The sequence below is a fragment of the Streptomyces sp. NPDC030021 genome, assembly GCF_055574035.1.
Genome location: NZ_JBVIAH010000003.1, coordinates 596793 through 613429 on the forward strand (window position 1 = coordinate 596793; position 16637 = coordinate 613429).

The 16637-nt window shown below is 69.7% G+C and carries 13 protein-coding genes; 9 read left to right on the top strand and 4 right to left on the bottom strand.

The window, feature by feature from the left end; genetic code table 11:
- Positions 1-84 precede the first annotated feature (84 nt).
- The gene (gene eccCa, locus ACZ4YL_RS08765; RefSeq protein WP_468114802.1) at positions 85-4041 is read right to left on the bottom strand and encodes a type VII secretion protein EccCa; all 3957 of its coding nucleotides are present in this window, start codon (positions 4039-4041) and stop codon (positions 85-87) included.
- Between the two features lie 196 nt (positions 4042-4237).
- On the opposite strand from eccCa, the gene eccD reads away from it, so the two are divergent.
- The 6 genes from eccD to ACZ4YL_RS08795 all read left to right on the top strand — a co-directional run bounded on the left by eccD (position 4238) and on the right by ACZ4YL_RS08795 (position 11379).
- Positions 4238-5758 (top strand): type VII secretion integral membrane protein EccD, encoded by a 1521-nt coding sequence (gene eccD, locus ACZ4YL_RS08770; protein ID WP_468114804.1) that lies wholly within the window; start codon positions 4238-4240, stop codon positions 5756-5758.
- A gap of 183 nt (positions 5759-5941) precedes the next feature.
- A complete protein-coding gene (gene rpsO / locus ACZ4YL_RS08775; RefSeq protein WP_030011220.1) occupies positions 5942-6229 on the top strand; it encodes a 30S ribosomal protein S15 in 288 nt (95 codons plus the stop codon).
- A 305-nt stretch (positions 6230-6534) separates the two neighbouring features.
- Positions 6535-8757: a polyribonucleotide nucleotidyltransferase gene (locus tag ACZ4YL_RS08780; protein ID WP_030386318.1), complete on the top strand. Its 2223-nt coding sequence runs from the start codon at positions 6535-6537 to the stop codon at positions 8755-8757.
- Positions 8754-10133: a M16 family metallopeptidase gene (locus ACZ4YL_RS08785; protein ID WP_468114805.1), complete on the top strand. Its 1380-nt coding sequence runs from the start codon at positions 8754-8756 to the stop codon at positions 10131-10133. The genes ACZ4YL_RS08780 and ACZ4YL_RS08785 overlap by 4 nt, the downstream gene beginning before the upstream one ends.
- A 25-nt stretch (positions 10134-10158) precedes the next feature.
- The gene (gene dapB, locus ACZ4YL_RS08790) at positions 10159-10911 is read left to right on the top strand and encodes a 4-hydroxy-tetrahydrodipicolinate reductase (RefSeq protein ID WP_202199448.1); all 753 of its coding nucleotides are present in this window, start codon (positions 10159-10161) and stop codon (positions 10909-10911) included.
- Positions 10912-10926: 15 nt separating this feature from the next.
- Positions 10927-11379 carry a tetratricopeptide repeat protein gene (locus ACZ4YL_RS08795; protein ID WP_351153429.1) on the top strand — a complete coding sequence of 151 codons (453 nt, stop codon included), beginning with the start codon at positions 10927-10929 and terminating at the stop codon, positions 11377-11379.
- 35 nt (positions 11380-11414) lie between these two features.
- Here the strand turns inward: ACZ4YL_RS08795 and ACZ4YL_RS08800 are convergent, their stop codons facing one another.
- Both ACZ4YL_RS08800 and ACZ4YL_RS08805 read right to left on the bottom strand, forming a co-directional pair.
- On the bottom strand, positions 11415-11981 hold the full coding sequence (locus ACZ4YL_RS08800; RefSeq protein ID WP_468114807.1) for a hypothetical protein: 567 nt from the start codon (positions 11979-11981) through the stop codon (positions 11415-11417).
- Positions 11982-12029: 48 nt separating this feature from the next.
- Entirely contained in the window at positions 12030-12269 is a 240-nt protein-coding gene (locus ACZ4YL_RS08805) for a hypothetical protein (RefSeq protein WP_468114809.1), read from the bottom strand.
- 233 nt (positions 12270-12502) lie between these two features.
- Here ACZ4YL_RS08805 and thyX point away from each other — a divergent pair, with 233 nt between their 5' ends.
- The 3 genes from thyX to ACZ4YL_RS08820 all read left to right on the top strand — a co-directional run bounded on the left by thyX (position 12503) and on the right by ACZ4YL_RS08820 (position 16153).
- Entirely contained in the window at positions 12503-13243 is a 741-nt protein-coding gene (gene thyX / locus ACZ4YL_RS08810) for an FAD-dependent thymidylate synthase (RefSeq protein ID WP_030011069.1), read from the top strand.
- 200 nt (positions 13244-13443) lie between these two features.
- Positions 13444-14343: a 4-hydroxy-tetrahydrodipicolinate synthase gene (gene dapA / locus ACZ4YL_RS08815; protein ID WP_468114811.1), complete on the top strand. Its 900-nt coding sequence runs from the start codon at positions 13444-13446 to the stop codon at positions 14341-14343.
- 124 nt (positions 14344-14467) lie between these two features.
- On the top strand, positions 14468-16153 hold the full coding sequence (locus ACZ4YL_RS08820; RefSeq protein ID WP_468114812.1) for a ribonuclease J: 1686 nt from the start codon (positions 14468-14470) through the stop codon (positions 16151-16153).
- A gap of 139 nt (positions 16154-16292) precedes the next feature.
- On the opposite strand, the gene ACZ4YL_RS08825 is transcribed toward ACZ4YL_RS08820, so the two are convergent.
- Positions 16293-16637: hypothetical protein (locus ACZ4YL_RS08825; protein WP_468114814.1), on the bottom strand; the 345-nt coding region annotated here is incomplete at its 5' end.

A 16637-nucleotide genomic window follows, 5' to 3' on the forward strand; every position in this document is an offset into this window, starting at 1 on the left:
CGATCCGCCCGTCGGCCGGCCCGGGGACCGGACCGGCGGCACGCCCGGTGGCCGGCCCTCGGGGGCCGGCCACCGGGAGCGGACTCACATGCCGCCCGGCATCCGGCCGAGCTGGACCAGCGAGGTCCCCCGCCTGCGCGACGAGAAGTAGGCCCGGCCCGGCGGCATCGGGCGCGGCCGCACCGTGCCGATCAGGTCGCCCTCGGACGGGTCGCCCGACAGCACCAGGCCCTGCGCGCCCAGCTCCTTGAACCGCTGCATGAAGGGCTCGTAGAGCGAGCGCGAGGCGCCCGCCGAGTTGCGCGCGATGATGAAGCGGACGCCGGTGTCCCGGGCGAAGGGCAGGTACTCCACCAGTGGCCCCAGCGGATTGCCCTGGCTCGTGGAGACCAGGTCGTAGTCGTCGATGATGATGAACACGTCCGGGCCCGTCCACCAGCTGCGGTCCCGCAGCTGCTGGGGGGTCACGTCCGTCGGCGGCTGCCGACGCGAGAACACCCCGCCCAGCGCCTCCATGTGCATCTGCAGGGAGCTCATCATCGGCGCGTACTCCAGCAGGTGTTCCTCCGGCAGCGCCCCGAGCAGGCCGCGCCGGTAGTCGCCCACGACCAGCCGTGCCTGGTCCGGCGTGTACCGCTCGGAGATCTGCTTGGCGATGAGCCGCAGCAGGTTCGTCTTGCCCGACTCGCTCTCGCCGAAGACGAGGAGGAAGGGATCGGACTCGAAGTCGATGAACACCGGCTCCAGGTTGGTCTCGTCGATGCCGATCGCGATCCCGCGCTCCGGGTACTCCCCGCCCTTGGGCAGCTGGTCGGAGCGGAGCAGCCGCGGCAGCAGCCGTACACCCGGCGCCGCCTGCCCCGCCCAGTTCTCCTTCACCGCGTCCACGAAGGCCGTCGTGGCCTCGGAGAGGTCACCCGCCTCGTGTGAGCCGTCGATCCGCGGCAGCGCGCCCAGGAAGTGCAGCTTCTCCGGCACCTGACCGCGGCCCGGCATCCCCGTGGGGACGTTCGCCGCGACCTTGCGGTCGAACTCGGAGTCCATGGTGTCGCCGAGCCGCAGCTCCAGACGGCTGAGCATCTGGTCCTTGAGCGCGGCCCGTACCTCCATGTACCGCGCCGCGGTGATCACCACGTGGATGCCGTAGCCCAGGCCGCGGGAAGCGATGTCGGTGACGATCTGCTCCAGGCCGTCGTACTCGCCCCGGAAGGTGCCCCAGCCGTCGACGATCAGGAACACGTCGCCCCACGGCTCGTGCGGCAGGTCGCCCGCCGCCCGCCGGCGCCGGTAGGTGTTGATCGAGTCGATGTTGTTCGAGCGGAAGAACTCCTCGCGGCGGTTGAGGATGCCCCCCACCTCCGCGACCGTACGCCGGACCCGCTCCGGGTCCAGGCGCGAGGCGATCCCGCCCACGTGCGGCAGCTCGGCGATCGACGACAGGCTGCCACCGCCGAAGTCCAGCCCGTAGAACTGCACCTCGCGCGCGGTGTGGGTGAGCGCGAACGAGGCGATCAGCGTCCGCATCAGCGTCGACTTGCCCGACTGCGGACCGCCGACCACCATCATGTGGCCCGCCGCACCCGAGAAGTCCCGGTACAGCACCTCGCGCCGCTGCTCGAACGGCTTGTCGATGAGGCCGAGCGGGACGACGAGCCCGCCGGGCCGCGTGTACCCGTCCGCGTGCAGCCCGCGCTCCGGGCTCGGCGCCAGCGCCGGCAGCAGCTGGTCCAGCGGCGGCGCCTGGTCGAGCGGCGGCAGCCACACCTGGTGCGCCGGCACCCCCTGACCCTCCAGCCGGCTCACGATCACGTCCAGCACCGTGTCCGCCAGCGCGTCGTCCTCGCGTGCCGACTGCGCCGCCAGGTACGCCGGGTCCGGGGCCGCGTACACCACCGGCACCGGGGCCGCCGTGAACAGCGCGGGCCGCCGTTCCACCGGGAACTGCCCCACCGACAGGTCCGGCCCGCCCGAGCGGTAGGTGCCCGAGACGTACGCCGCCTTGAAGCGGGTCATCTCGTCCGTACCGAACTTCAGATAGCCCGAACCGGGCACCGACGGCAGGTGATAGGCGTCCGGCACACCGATCGCGGTCCGCGACTCCGCCGCCGAGAAGGTCCGCAGACCGATCCGGTACGACAGGTACGTGTCCAGACCGCGCAGCTTGCCCTCTTCCAGGCGCTGCGAGGCCAGCAGCAGGTGCACACCCAGCGAACGGCCGATGCGGCCGATCTGGATGAACATGTCGATGAAGTCCGGCTTCGCCGTCAGCAGCTCGCTGAACTCGTCGATGACCAGCACCAGCGAGGCCAGCGGCTCCAGCGGGGCACCCGCCGCGCGCGCCTTCTCGTAGTCGTGGATGTTCGCGTAGTTGCCCGCCGACCGCAGCAGCTCCTGACGGCGCTGCAGCTCACCGCGGATCGAGTCGCCCATGCGGTCCACGAGCGTGAGGTCGTCGGCCAGGTTGGTGATCACCGCCGCGACGTGCGGCATCTGCCCCATGCCCGTGAAGGTCGCACCGCCCTTGAAGTCGGCGAGTACGAAGTTCAGGGTCTCCGAGGTGTGCGTGACCGCCAGACCCAGCACCAGCGTGCGCAGCAGCTCCGACTTGCCGGAACCGGTCGCGCCCACACACAGACCGTGCGGACCCATGCCCTCCTGCGCGGCCTCCTTCAGGTCCAGCATGACCGGGGCGCCGTCCTCACCGACACCGATCGGTACGCGCAGCCGCTCACCGGCCGACCTCGGCCGCCAGGTCCGCGCGACGTCGACCGCGGCCGCGTCGCCCAGGTTCAGCAGATCGGTGAAGTCCAGATTGGCCAGCAGCGGCTCGTCGTCGTCCCCGCCGCCCGTGCGCATCGGCGCCAGCTGCCGGGCCAGCGCCTCCGCCGCAGGCAGCGACAGCGTGTCCGGCACGCCCTCGTACGCGACCCCCGCGCCCGACTCCAGACGCAGCCGGCCCGGCCGCACCACGACCGACAGCCCGCCGCGCGGCTCGTCCAGCTCGCCCGCGACCACCTCGACGATGGTGACGCCCTGAAGGCCCTCGGCCGCGGCGAACACCGAGTCCGGCGGCACCATGCCACCGTCCAGCACGACCACCAGGTGCGGCTGGTCCAGCACCGGGGACACCTCGCGGCTGAACCGCGGCCGGCCCTCCAGCCGGGAGGCCAGCAGCCCCTCCAGCTCGACGAGGTCATCGCCGAACAGCCGCTTCGTACCGGCCCCGTCGACCTGACCCGGGACCTGCGTGTGCGGCAGCCACTTCGTCCAGTCCCACGCGGGCACCGCACCCGGCGCCGCCACCACGGCCACCATCAGGTCCTCGGGGGAGTGCAGCGTCGCCAGCTGCGCCACCATCGCCCGCGCCGTACTGCGCGCGGACTCCGGCTCCCCGGACACCGTCACGTGGTAGAAGGCGCGGATCGACAGCGCCATCGGCAGCCCGTCCAGCGAGGAGTGCACCTTCAGGAACCGCTGCATCGCGCCCGCGGTCAGCGGCTCCAGCTCGTCCACCGGCGCGGTCTCCGGCGCCACCAGCGGGGTCGCCAGGCGCTGCGCGCCCAGCCCGACCCGGGCCTGCCCGAAGTCCTGGTCGCCGACCCGCCGCTCCCACAGCCGGGAGCCCTCCGCCACCACCGACCACAACTGCTCGGGGGCCGGGTGCAGATACAGCTGCGCGTCACGCTGCGCCCGCGCGGTCCGGCGTACCTGACGGCGCGTCTGCGCGAGATATTTGAGGTAGTCCCGGCGCACATCGGCCATTTGCCCCTGCGCACCGCGCCGGAGGCGCGCCAACTGGGCCACGACCATGGCCACCGTCGACGCCAGCATCAGCACACCCATGATGCGCATGAAGGGGGCCGCGCCCGGCATGAAGAAGAAGACGACGGAAGAGCCCATGCCGAGCATCGGCAGGAGCTGCATCAGCATGCCCTCCTGCTGCCCGCGCGGAAGTTCGGGCGGAGCTTCCAGCCGCAGCTCCTCCGCCGGAACCTCAGGCGGCAGGGACCGCGGCGGGCGTTTGACGACGATCTGGCTCACCGGAGCATCAATCCCTCGAAAACGGACGGGACGTCGCAACCGGCGCCCCCAAGTCCCGGGCGCGAAGGGGGTCTCCCCCACGCGTCGGTGATCCTACTTGCCGACAGTCGGTCATAAGCCCGGTAGGGTGGCGCGCGCAGTATGCGCATCCGCGAATCGTCCGCCGGTGCGAGCGTCAACCAGGGGGGTCACACAGGTGAGTACGGCCGCAACGACGGGTTTCTGCAGGGTCACCGTCGTGGCCCCTGACAGCCGTATCGACGTCGCCCTCCCCGAGGACATCGCCGTCGCCGACGTCTACCCCGAGCTGCTGCGCCTCACCGGCCAGACCCAGCCGGTGGGCGCCCCGACCGGCTTCCACCTCGTACGCCGCTCCGGCACCGTCCTCGACGGTGCCCGGACCCTCGCCGGCCAGCAGGTCCTCGACGGCGAGGTGCTGAGCCTGCGCCCCTTCGCCGAGTCCCTGCCGCCCGCCGTGTTCGACGACGTGTCCGACGCCGTCGCCTCCGCCGTCGTCCGCGACCGGCACCGCTGGAGCGACGACATGCTGCGCGGCGCGGGCCTGGCCGGCGCCGCCGTGCTGCTCGTCATGCTGGGCTTCGTCCTCTGGTACGCCGACCCGCTGCGCCACGACATGCACGGACTGCCCGGGATCATCGCGGGCGCCGTCGGCATCCTGCTCACCGCCGTCGCCGGAGTGCGCGCCCGCGTCTACCGCGACCGCCTCTCCGCCGTCGCGCTCGGCCTCGGCGCCCTCCCGCACCTGATGATCGCCGGCTCCGGGATCGTCGCCCCGGCCGTCGGCCAGGGTCCCGGGCGCCTCCAGTTCCTGCTCGGATGCGTCTGCGCCCTGATCGCCTCCGTCGCCCTGGTCGCGCTCACCCCCAGCGGCGACGCCCCCTTCGTCGCGGCCACCTTCGTCGCCGCCACCGGAACCCTCGCCACCTTCGTGGCCATCGCCACCGAGGCCTCCGCCACCCACACCGCCGCCGTCTGCGCCCCCGTGGCCATCGGCCTCGTCGCCTTCCTTCCCGGTCTCTCGGCCCGCTTCGCGCGCCTGCCCATCGGCTACAGCGCCCCGCAGAGCGCCACAGACGAGTACACCGACTACGCAGAGACCCCGGACCGCTACGAGACCGACCCGCACGGTGAGCAGACCGGCTCCGACCAGCACGAGCCGGGCGCCGCCTCGCTCGACGCCGAGGCCATCGCCGCCCAGGCCCGCCGAGGCCACGAGATGCTGCTCGGCCTGGTCGGCGGCTGCGCCGCCGTCGCCGTCGGCGCCGCCGCCGTCCTCGGCTTCTCCGAGAACACCTGGGGCCGCCTGCTGGCGCTCGCCACCGGCCTCGCCATGCTGCTGCGCGCCCGCCTCTTCCGTTACACCTCCCAGGTGGTCTGCGCCCTGACCGCGGGCCTCGTCGCCATCGCGCTGCTGATCCTGGGCATGGCCCTGCACCCGCCGACCGACCTGCTCGAAGCCCTCCTGCGGGAGCACGACCACAGCGGCCTGGACCTCCGTACGATCTGGCTGACCGCCGCCGTCGCCGCCGGCGCGGCCCTCCTCGCGGGAATTGCGCTTGTCATCCCCCGCAAGGGCCTGTCACCCTTCTGGGGAAGGCTGCTCGACCTCACCGAGGCGGCGGTCCTGCTCAGCCTCGTGCCCCTTACCCTGGCTGTGCTGGACGTTTACTCCCGGGCCCGCGCTCTCACCAGCTGAGACGTCGCGTCCCGGCAGCCTGGTACGCTGTGTGACGGCCGTTTGTGTACGCGTCCCCCGGACCCTCTCCCAAGGGTCTGTGGACTGCGCTCAGCGGACCCCGCCTCCCGAGTAACGGAAGCTCCCCAGAGACTCAGACCTGGGGCACTCGGTGGCAACGAAGACCTAAAACGAGGAGTACGCGTGCCGCTCGACGCCGCTACGAAGAAGCAGATCATCACCGAGTTCGGTGCCAAGGAGGGCGACACCGGCTCCCCCGAGGTCCAGGTTGCGATGCTCTCCCGCCGCATCTCGGACCTGACCGAGCACCTCAAGACGCACAAGCACGACCACCACTCCCGTCGTGGTCTGCTGATCCTGGTCGGCCAGCGTCGCCGCCTGCTGCAGTACCTGGCCAAGAAGGACATCCAGCGCTTCCGTACGCTGGTCGAGCGCCTCGGCATCCGCCGCGGTGCGGCCGGCGCCAAGTAAAGCGCTGTGAAGGGAGCGGTTCCCACATCAGGGGGCCGCTCCCTTTGCTGTACGTGCGGACAGGACCGGACCCTTTGTAGTCTGGAACGGACGCACGTGCGCGTCTGAGGAAGACGCGCACAACTGAAGAGGAGGAGCGCCCTCCCACGCCGCCGGTCCTCGGTAGTGGCACCCGGAATGCCCCCAGGGGGCAACGAACCGGATGCTTCGATCGAAGACCGGCCCGCACGCCAGGAGCGCTTCTCCGCAACCGTCCACCGCCACACGGGCGGCGGACGGAGACGACGAAAATGGAGAAAACGCTAGTGGAGAACGAGACCCACTACGCCGAGGCCGTCATTGACAACGGTTCCTTCGGCACCCGCACCATCCGCTTCGAGACGGGCCGTCTGGCCCGCCAGGCCGCCGGCTCCGCCGTTGCCTACCTGGACGACGACACGATGGTGCTGTCCGCCACCACCGCGTCGAAGAAGCCCAAGGACCAGCTCGACTTCTTCCCCCTGACGGTGGACGTCGAGGAGCGGCAGTACGCGGCCGGCAAGATCCCCGGCTCCTTCTTCCGCCGTGAGGGCCGCCCCTCCGAGGACGCGATCCTCACCTGCCGCCTGATCGACCGCCCGCTGCGCCCGTCCTTCAAGAAGGGCCTGCGCAACGAGATCCAGGTCGTCGCCACGATCATGGCGCTCAACCCCGACCACCTGTACGACGTCGTCGCGATCAACGCCGCGTCCGCGTCCACCCAGCTGGCCGGCCTGCCCTTCTCCGGCCCGATCGGCGGCGTCCGCGTCGCGCTGATCCGCGGCCAGTGGGTGGCCTTCCCGACGCACACCGAGCTCGAGGACGCCGTCTTCGACATGGTCGTCGCGGGCCGCGTCCTGGAGGACGGCGACGTCGCGATCATGATGGTCGAGGCCGAGGCCACCGAGAAGACCATCGCCCTCGTCAAGGGCGGCGCCGAGGCGCCGACCGAGGAGATCGTGGCCTCCGGCCTCGACGCCGCGAAGCCCTTCATCAAGGTCCTCTGCAAGGCCCAGGCCGACCTGGCCGCCAAGGCCGCGAAGCCCGAGGGCGAGTTCCCGGTCTTCCTGGACTACCAGGACGACGTGTACGAGGCCCTCGCGGCCGCCGTCAAGGGTGACCTCTCCCAGGCGCTGACCATCGCGGGCAAGCAGGACCGCGAGGCCGAGCTGGACCGCGTCAAGGAGATCGCCGCCGAGAAGCTCCTCCCGGCCTTCGAGGGCCGCGAGAAGGAGATCTCCGCCGCCTACCGCAGCCTGACCAAGGCCCTGGTCCGCGAGCGCGTCATCAAGGACAAGGTCCGCATCGACGGCCGCGGGCTCACGGACATCCGTACCCTCGCAGCCGAGGTCGAGGCCATCCCGCGCGTGCACGGCTCGGCGCTGTTCGAGCGTGGCGAGACCCAGATCCTGGGCGTCACCACCCTCAACATGCTCCGCATGGAGCAGCAGCTGGACACCCTCTCCCCGGTGACCCGCAAGCGCTACATGCACAACTACAACTTCCCGCCGTACTCCGTCGGTGAGACCGGCCGCGTCGGTTCGCCGAAGCGCCGCGAGATCGGCCACGGCGCGCTCGCCGAGCGCGCGATCGTGCCGGTCCTCCCGACCCGCGAGGAGTTCCCCTACGCGATCCGCCAGGTGTCCGAGGCCCTCGGCTCCAACGGTTCGACGTCCATGGGCTCGGTCTGCGCCTCCACCATGTCGCTGCTGAACGCCGGTGTGCCCCTCAAGGCCCCCGTCGCCGGTATCGCCATGGGCCTGATCTCCCAGGAGATCGACGGCAAGACCCACTACGTCGCCCTCACCGACATCCTCGGTGCGGAGGACGCCTTCGGCGACATGGACTTCAAGGTCGCCGGCACCAAGGAGTTCGTCACCGCGCTCCAGCTGGACACCAAGCTCGACGGCATCCCGGCCTCGGTCCTGGCCGCCGCCCTCAAGCAGGCCCGCGACGCCCGCCTCCACATCCTCGACGTGATGATGGAAGCGATCGACACGCCGGACGCGATGTCCCCGTTCGCCCCGCGGATCATCACCGTCAAGATCCCGGTGGACAAGATCGGTGAGGTCATCGGCCCCAAGGGCAAGATGATCAACCAGATCCAGGAGGACACCGGCGCCGAGATCACGATCGAGGACGACGGCACCATCTACATCGGTGCCTCCGACGGCCCGGCCGCCGAGGCCGCCCGCGCCACGATCAACTCGATCGCCAACCCGACCATGCCGGAGGTCGGCGAGCGCTACCTGGGTACGGTCGTCAAGACCACCACCTTCGGTGCCTTCGTCTCCCTGATGCCCGGCAAGGACGGCCTGCTGCACATCTCGCAGATCCGCAAGCTCGCCGGTGGCAAGCGCGTGGAGAACGTCGAGGACGTGCTCGCGGTCGGCACCAAGGTCCAGGTGGAGATCGCCGAGATCGACCAGCGCGGCAAGCTCTCCCTGATCCCCGTGATCGACGGCGAGGCCGCCGGTGACGACGCTGACAAGGACGACTCCGACAAGTGATGTCGCGTAGTTCCCGTGTGACGGCCCGCCCCTCTTCGGAGGGGCGGGCCGTCGCCCGTACCCAAACCCTCCTCAAGGGCAGCAACGGCATCGGCACCGTCCGGCGCACGGTCCTGCCCGGCGGACTGCGCATCGTCACCGAGACGCTGCCCTCCGTCCGCTCCGCCACCTTCGGCATCTGGGCGCACGTCGGCTCCCGTGACGAGACGCCCACGCTGAACGGCGCCACGCACTACCTGGAGCACCTCCTCTTCAAGGGCACGCACCAGCGCAGCGCCCTCGACATCTCCTCCGCGATCGACGCGGTCGGCGGCGAGATGAACGCCTTCACGGCGAAGGAGTACACCTGCTACTACGCCCGGGTGCTCGACACCGACCTGCCGCTGGCCATCGACGTGGTCTGCGACATGCTCACCGGCTCGCTGATCCGTGAGGAGGACGTCGACGCCGAGCGAGGCGTCATCCTCGAAGAGATCGCGATGACCGAGGACGACCCGGGCGACATGGTGCACGACCTGTTCGCGCAGACCATGTACGGCGACACCCCCCTGGGGCGTCCGGTCCTCGGCACCGTCGACACGATCAACGCGCTCGGCGCCGACCGGATCCGCCGCTTCTACAAGAAGCACTACGACCCGACGCACCTGGTCGTGGCCGCCGCCGGCAACGTCGACCACAACAAGGTCGTACGCCAGGTCCGTGCCGCCTTCGAGAAGGCCGGCGCGCTGACCCGCACCGACGCCGAGCCGATCGGCCCGCGCACCGGTGCCAAGCGCATCCGCACCGCCGGCCGCGTCGACCTGGTGAACCGCAGGACCGAGCAGGCCCACGTGGTCCTCGGCATGCCCGGCCTCGCCCGTACCGACGAGCGCCGCTGGGCGCTCGGCGTGCTGAACACCGCCCTCGGCGGCGGCATGTCCTCGCGCCTGTTCCAGGAGGTCCGGGAGAAGCGCGGCCTCGCCTACAGCGTGTACTCGTACACCTCGGGCTTCGCCGACACCGGCCTCTTCGGCGTGTACGCGGGCTGCCGCCCCAACCAGGTGCACGACGTGCTCCGGATCTGCCGCGACGAGCTCGACAAGGTCGCGACCGAAGGACTGGCAGACGAGGAGATCAAGCGGGCCATCGGCCAGCTCTCCGGATCCACCGTCCTCGGCCTGGAGGACACCGGCGCGATCATGAACCGCATCGGCAAGAGCGAGCTGTGCTGGGGCGACCAGATGTCGGTCGACGACATGCTGGCCCGGATCGCGGCCGTGACCCCGGACGACGTCCGCTCGGTCGCACAGGATGTACTGGCCCAGCGGCCCTCGCTCGCGGTGATCGGCCCGCTGAAGGAGAAGCAGGCCGCCCGTCTCGACGAAGCGGTCGCCTAGTTCCGTACGTGAGTGAGGAAGCAATATGAGCAAGCTGCGCGTGGCAGTCCTCGGCGCCCAGGGCCGGATCGGCGCCGAGGCCGTCAAGGCGGTCGAGGCCGCCGAGGACATGGAACTGGTCGCGGCGCTCGGCCGCGGCGACAAGCTGGAGACGCTGGCCGACGCCGGCGCCCAGGTCGCGGTCGAGCTGACCACCCCGGCATCGGTGATGGGGAACCTGGACTTCCTCATCCGTCACGGCATCCACGGAGTGGTCGGCACCACCGGCTGGACCGAGGACCGCCTCGCGCAGCTGGGCACCTGGCTCGACGGTTCGCCGGAGACCGGTGTGCTCATCGCCCCGAACTTCTCCATCGGCGCCGTCCTCACCATGAAGTTCGCCGCCCAGGCCGCCCGCTACTTCGAGTCCGTCGAGGTCGTCGAGCTGCACCACCCGAACAAGGTCGACGCCCCCTCCGGCACGGCGACCCGTACGGCGCAGCTCATCGCGGCCGCCCGCGCCGAGGCCGGCCTCGGCGCCCAGCCCGACGCCACCGCCACCGCCCTCGACGGCGCGCGCGGCGCGGACGTCGACGGCGTCCCGGTGCACGCCGTCCGCCTGCGCGGCCTGCTGGCCCACCAGGAGGTGCTCCTCGGCGGCGAGGGCGAGACCCTGACCATCCGTCACGATTCCCTGCACCACAGCAGCTTCATGCCGGGCATCCTGCTCGGTGTGCGCCGAGTGACGCAGACCCCGGGCCTCACCTTCGGCCTGGAACACTTCCTCGACCTGGGCTGACGGACTGATTTCACGATGCGCGCGAAGATCACGTACTTCCTCACGGCCGCCGTCCTGGTGGTCTACTTCGTCCTGGTCGGCAGCCGGGGCCTGATGCTGATCCAGCACGGAACCCTGCTCACGGTCACCTTCGGGGTGGCCGTGCTGATCCTGCCGGTCATCGGTGTCTGGTTCCTCTGGCAGAACACCCGGTTCGTCACGCGGGCCAACCACCTCGCGACCGAGCTGGAGGCCGAGGGCGGGCTGCCCGTCGACGAGCTGGAGCGGGACACGTACGGGCGGATCCTGCGGGACTCCGCCGACGAGGTCTTCGCGCGCCGCAAGGCCGAGACCGAGGACGCGCCGGGGGACTGGCGCAGCTGGTTCCGGCTCGCCGTCGCCTACCACGACGCCCGGGACACCCCGCGGGCGCGCAAGGCGATGCAGCGGGCGATCGCCCTTCACGACAAGAAGCCCGTACAGGTCTGATCCCTGTACGGGCCTCCGGAGGCGGTTCAGGCCGGTCAGGCGGGCACGGGCCGGTACTCGTCGGCCCAGGCACCCACCGTGTCGACGGCCCGGTCGAAGGCCTCGGTCCGCGACAGGAAGTCGGCGTTGTGATCGGTCAGCAGGACCGGCGCCTCCGCGCCGTCCTGCGCGGACATCGTCAGCGCCTGCCCCTGTACGGTCCTCGGCAGCCCGAGCCAGCGCACCGGCTGCTGCACCGTACGGAGCTCGCCGATCTCGCTCCACGCGGTGGTGCGGGTCACGAAGAACCCCACCCGGCGCAGCCCCGCGGGGCTCACCCACACGCCGACGCGCAGGATCTGCACGGCCGACCCGACGACCGCGAGGGCGGCGATCAGGCAGACGAGGGCCCCGCCCCAGCCGCCGGCGAAGGCGACGATCATCGTGGCCAGCAGCATGAAGGCCGACAGCAGGAGCAGCAGCGCGCCGATGCCCACGCGCCAGGGGCCGGGCCGGTAGGGCCGGCGCCAGCGGTCCTGGTCGGCATGGGCCAGGATCTCGTCGCCGTCGCCGTCGTCATCCACATCGGATACGCCGTCGGCCGTCAAGAAGGGCAGGGGCACGGCTGGACCTCACTCACATGCACGTTCGGTTGGGCTGTGCCCGTGAGGCTACCGCCCCTGGGACGCCTCCGACTGCTGCGACTTCTCCGGCGCCTTGCTCGGCTGCAGTGCGGGCATACCGAGGAGCAGTGAGCCGGCGAGCCCCGCAACCACGGTCAGTCCGACCAGAATACGGGCGACCAACTGGGTCCTGCCCAGACGCTCGCGCGGCGGCGGAGTGACGTTGCTTCGGAAACGGTCGGCTTCGGAGACGAAGGCGAACGGGACGGGTTCGCGCCGGAGGAACATCAGAGCGAATCTCCTCGGGGTGGATGGGTGTGCGTTCTCCTAGGTAGGACGTACGGGCCCGTCAATCAGTGCCGGATTTCGGGGCATTAGGAAAAATTCATGGCTGTGCGTCAGCTGTACGACGCCTCGCACGGCCCCGCGCGGCCCCCGCTCGCCGCGTGCGTCTGCGCAGGCCGTGCGAGGGGCGCCGTAGAGTGGGCGCGCCCCAGGACGCACGTTTGGAAGGACCCCCGGTGAGCGAAACCGCCGCTTCAGATCTGAAACCCAGCTTCCGCAGTGACGTGACGGTGGAGCTGGTGAAGCACTCCGCCGCCGACTCCGACGTACTGTGGGCCGCTCGCGTCTCCACGGCCGGAGAGCAGTCGCTGGAGGAGCTGCAGAAGGACCCGGAGCGTTCCAAGGGCCTCATCAACTACCTGATGCGCGACCGCCACGGCAGCCCGTTCGAGCACAACTCGATGACCTTCTTCATCAGCGCCCCGATCTTCGTCTTCCGCGAGTTCATGCGCCACCGCGTGGGCTGGTCGTACAACGAGGAGTCGGGCCGCTACAGGGAGCTGGAACCGGTCTTCTACGTCCCGGACGCCGAGCGCAAGCTGGTCCAGGAGGGCCGCCCGGGCAAGTACGTCTTCGTCGAGGGCACCCAGGCGCAGCAGGAACTGACCGGCCGCGTCATGGAGGACTCCTACGTGCAGGCCTACGAGGCCTACCGCGAGATGCTCGCCGCGGGCGTGGCCCGGGAAGTTGCCCGTTCGGTCCTGCCGGTCGGTCTTTTCTCCTCGATGTACGCCACGTGCAACGCGCGCTCGCTGATGCACTTCCTCGGTCTGCGTACGCAGCACGAGCTCGCGGCGGTCCCGTCCTTCCCGCAGCGGGAGATCGAGATGGTCGGCGAGAAGATGGAGCAGCACTGGGCGAAGCTCATGCCGCTGACGTACGCGGCCTACAACGGCAACGGTCGCGTTGCCCCGTAAGGGCCGGTACACCCTCGGCGTACAGATGTACGGCGTCAAGTCCTAAGTGTCCGTATTGCGACGTTTCGTAAAGTTCATCTAGGCTGATCAAACGGACCCGGCACTGCTTGAACCCCCGAGCAGGCAGTGCCGGCGTCCAACACCCCGTTGACGTCCCCCGAGGGGACACCGCGAGCATGGCAGCGAGTAGCGTGTTACCCATGGCTCCGATCTCGACTCCGCAGACCCCCTTCGGGCGGGTCCTCACCGCCATGATCACGCCGTTTACGGCGGATGGCGTACTCGACCTCGACGGCGCGCAGCAGCTCGCCGTCCACCTGGTGGACGCAGGCAACGACGGCCTGATCATCAACGGCACCACCGGTGAGTCGCCGACCACCACCGACGCGGAGAAAAACGACCTCGTACGAGCCGTACTCGAAGCCGTCGGAGACCGCGCCCACGTGGTCGCCGGCATCGGCACCAACGACACCCGCCACACCCTTGAGCTGGCCCGCCAGGCCGAGCTCACCGGCGCACACGGCCTGCTCGCCGTCACCCCGTACTACAGCAAGCCGCCGCAGGAAGGCCTCTTCCGGCACTTCACGGCGATCGCCGACGCCACCGGGCTGCCGGTCATGCTCTACGACATCCCCGGCCGCAGTGGTGTCCCGATCGACACCGAAACCCTGGTCCGGCTGGCCGAGCACCCCCGTATCGTTGCCAACAAGGACGCCAAGGGCGACCTCGGCCGTGCAAGCTGGGCCATCGCGCAGAGCGGCCTGGCCTGGTACTCGGGTGACGACATGCTGAACCTGCCGCTCCTGTCGATCGGCGCGGCCGGATTCGTCTCCGTGGTAAGCCATGTGGTCACCCCCGAGCTGCGCGCCATGCTGGAGGCCCACCTGGGCGGAGACGTCCAGAAGGCGACCGAGATCCACCAGAAGCTGCTCCCGATCTTCACCGGCATGTTCCGTACCCAGGGTGTGATGACCACCAAGGGCGCGCTGAACCTGCAGGGCCTGCCCGCGGGCCCGCTGCGGCTCCCGCTGATCGAGCTGACCGCCGAAGAGACGGCTCAGCTCAAGATCGATCTTGCCGCCGGCGGGGTACAGCTCTGACAACAGACTTCACAACTGAATAAGAACGAACAGACAAATACAGAACAGACAACAGCAAGTGCACGAATGACATGCGCGCCACGTGCCTTCCGGGGTACGTGGCGTGCGTGGTGAGGAGACACTTTTGAGCCATCCGCATCCGGAACTCGGTCCGCCGCCGAAGCTGCCCAAGGGCGGCCTCAGGGTCACCCCCCTGGGTGGTCTCGGCGAGATCGGCCGCAACATGACCGTCTTCGAGTACGACGGCCGTCTGCTGATCGTCGACTGCGGCGTCCTCTTCCCCGAGGAGGAGCAGCCGGGCATCGACCTGATCCTGCCGGACTTCTCGTCCATCCGGGACCGCCTCGACGACATCGACGGCATCGTCCTCACGCACGGCCACGAGGACCACATCGGCGCCGTCCCCTATCTCCTCCGGGAGAAGGCGGACATCCCGCTGATCGGCTCCAAGCTGACGCTGGCCCTCATCGAGGCGAAGCTCCAGGAGCACCGCATCCGCCCCTACACCCTTGAGGTGAAGGAGGGCGAGCGCGAGGCCCTCGGCCCGTTCGACTGCGAGTTCATCGCGGTCAACCACTCCATCCCGGACGCCCTGGCCGTGGCCATCCGCACCGGCGCCGGCATGGTCGTGGCCACCGGCGACTTCAAGATGGACCAGCTCCCGCTGGACAACCGCCTCACCGACCTGCACGCCTTCGCGCGTCTGAGCGAAGAGGGCATCGACCTCCTTCTCTCCGACTCCACGAACGCCGAGGTCCCGGGCTTCGTCCCGCCCGAGCGCGACATCTCCAACGCCATCCGCGGGGTCTTCGCGAGCGCCCAGAAGCGGATCATCGTGGCGTCCTTCGCCAGCCACGTGCACCGCATCCAGCAGATCCTCGACGCCGCCCACGAATTCGACCGCAGGGTCGCCTTCGTCGGCCGTTCGATGGTCCGCAACATGGGCATCGCCCGTGACCTGGGCTACCTGAAGGTCCCGGCCGGTCTCGTCGTCGACGTCAAGACCCTCGACGACCTGCCGGACGACGAGGTCGTGCTGGTCTGCACGGGCTCCCAGGGCGAGCCGATGGCGGCGCTCTCCCGTATGGCCAACCGTGACCACCAGATCCGGATCGTCCCCGGCGACACCGTGATCCTGGCGTCGTCCCTGATCCCGGGCAACGAGAACGCGGTCTACCGCGTGATCAACGGCCTGACCCGCTGGGGCGCCAACGTCGTGCACAAGGGCAACGCCAAGGTGCACGTCTCGGGCCACGCCTCGGCAGGCGAGCTGCTGTACTTCTACAACATCTGCAAGCCGCGGAACCTGATGCCGGTCCACGGTGAATGGCGCCACCTGCGTGCCAACGCCGAGCTCGGTGCCATGACGGGTGTCCCGAAGGACCGCATCGTCATCGCCGAGGACGGCGTGGTCGTCGACCTGATCGACGGCAAGGCCCGGATCTCCGGCAAGGTCCAGGCCGGCTACGTGTACGTGGACGGCCTCTCGGTCGGCGACGTCACGGAAGTCCACCTCAAGGACCGCAAGATCCTCGGCGACGAGGGCATCATCTCGGTCTACGTCGTGGTGGACAGCAGCACGGGCAAGATCGTCAGCGGCCCGAACATCCAGGCCCGCGGCTCCGGCATCGACGACTCGGCCTTCTCCTCGGTCATGCCGAAGATCGAGGAAGCCATCGCCCGCGCCGCGGCCGACGGCGTCGCCGAGCCGCACCAGATCCAGCAGCTCATCCGCCGCACGATGGGCAAGTGGGTCTCGGACGGCTACCGCCGCCGCCCGATGATCCTGCCGGTCGTCGTCGAGGTCTGACCCTCGCCGTAGCGGCCGAACGGGAGCGGGGCAACCGGATTTGCATCCGAGGGCCCCGCTCCAGTACGTTTACGTCTCCACCTCGCACGGCACCCCGGCACACACGTGTGTCCGGACGCGTCATGCGGGCGGGTGGGAATCAAGACCCAGGGAGACCTGATAAAGTCTGATCCGCCCGAAAGGGAAAGGCCCCTCCAACGGCCACCAATTCAAATCCCAACCGGAAACGGTGCGGAAATGTTCTGGTAAGGTTGGAGCCGCTGGAAAGGGAAAGCACGAAAGCGAAAACCTGGAAAGCGCCGAGGAAGTCGGACACGAAAGAGTCTGATAGAGTCGGAAACGCAAGAACAGAACGAAAGCCCGGAGGAAAGCCCCAGCGGATGTCGCGGGGGTGAGTACAAAGGAAGCGTCCGTTCCTTGAGAACTCAACAGCGTGCCAAAAATCAACGCCAGAAGTTGATACCCCGTCCACTTCGGTGGATGA